The sequence below is a fragment of the Pedobacter sp. 01T416_2 genome (assembly GCF_056398925.1).
Genome location: NZ_JBFTQI010001101.1, coordinates 1 through 1,399 on the forward strand (window position 1 = coordinate 1; position 1,399 = coordinate 1,399).

A 1,399-nucleotide genomic window follows, 5' to 3' on the forward strand; every position below is an offset into this window, starting at 1 on the left:
AAGCTGCAACACGCGGTTTATCAAACATCAAAACTACACCAAAAGCTTTAGATGCTTATTTAACTGAAAAATCTGCTGAGTTATTTGCAACAACAGGTATTTATAGCGCACGTGAGATTCATGCCCGTCATGAAATCATGTTAGAAAACTTCTATAAAAAACTACAGATCGAAGCACGTGTAATGGGCGAAGTGGCTAACACTGCCATTATCCCAGCTGCGATTGCTTACCAAAACTCTTTAATCGAAAACGTACAAGGATTAAAAGCAATTGGTGTAGATAGCAAAGTTTCTATCGATATCGTTAAAAAACTATCAGAGCATTTAGAAATTGTTAAAACCAATATCGATGCGATGTTAGAAGAACGTAAATTAACCAACAAAATCGAAGATACCCGCGAGAAAGCGATTGCTTACGATGAGAAAGTTAAATCTTACTTCGATATCATCCGTTACCACGCTGATAAATTAGAGCAAATTGTTGACGATAGCGTTTGGCCTTTACCAAAATTCAGAGAATTATTATTCATGAAATAAGAAAGGCGTAAGCTAAAAGGTTTAAGGCGTAGGGTTTACTCTACGCCTTTTTTTGTTGGTTCATTGGCCATTGGTTCGTTGGTCATTGGTTTCCTTTGCAAGTAAACTGTCAAATAAAAACGGTAAACTGGTTAATCGATCAATTATTAAAATCGGTTAAGTTATCCCCACCACAACGTCCTCCTGAACTTGTTTCAGGATCTAATCGAGAGAGGTTAATTCTAGTGATTGTTATCGAATAATTAGAACATTGAATCAAGGCCACTGATTAACGAACCAGTTGTTCATACCAAACTTATGCTTGGCTTATTGATCACTCCTGAAATAAATCAGTCAGCTAGCATTTTTTTTGGAAAGCAATACCAATGCTCATCGGTTAATCCAGTCCTGCTTTCCTTCCTGCTGTAAAATTCTCCATTTTTTTTAAATCCACCGTTTACAGCATCCATGCAATCAGGTTTATTTCAGATAGGCCTGTGCAGGAAAAAACCCACCCACAAAGAGCCTACCCCTTGTACCTAAGCCCGATAGTACAGATGCCGTTTTACAAGTTATTTTTCCCTGTTCCAAAGCTTTAAAACGGCAGGAGGAAAAGCGGGGCTGCAAGCCGCCATGAAAAACGGATATTCACTTCCAAAAAAAAGAAACCCTATCTTTTACAACCTTAAACCCCTGGGCGCTTTGTGCCTTCATGGCAAATAAACTCAGGTGCCCTAGGGCAAAAAAGCCTTGCCATTTAGCCATAAAAAACCTTAAGTATTTAGCTTTAGTCTTTCCTCTTAAAACCTTATCTTTGCGCCAACATGAGTGATAACAGGTACAATCAACGTGGCGTTTCTGCCTCAAAAGAAGATGTGCACAAT

General features: G+C 38.5%; 1 protein-coding gene and 1 pseudogene. One reads left to right on the forward strand and one right to left on the reverse strand.

What is annotated here, in order from left to right:
- Positions 1 to 536: pseudogene (locus AC1DPQ_RS27715) on the forward strand (glutamine synthetase type III); the annotation flags it as partial.
- Between the two features lie 627 nt (positions 537 to 1,163).
- Here the strand turns inward: AC1DPQ_RS27715 and AC1DPQ_RS27720 are convergent.
- Positions 1,164 to 1,399: hypothetical protein (locus AC1DPQ_RS27720; protein ID WP_477611563.1), on the reverse strand; the 236-nt coding region annotated here is incomplete at its 5' end.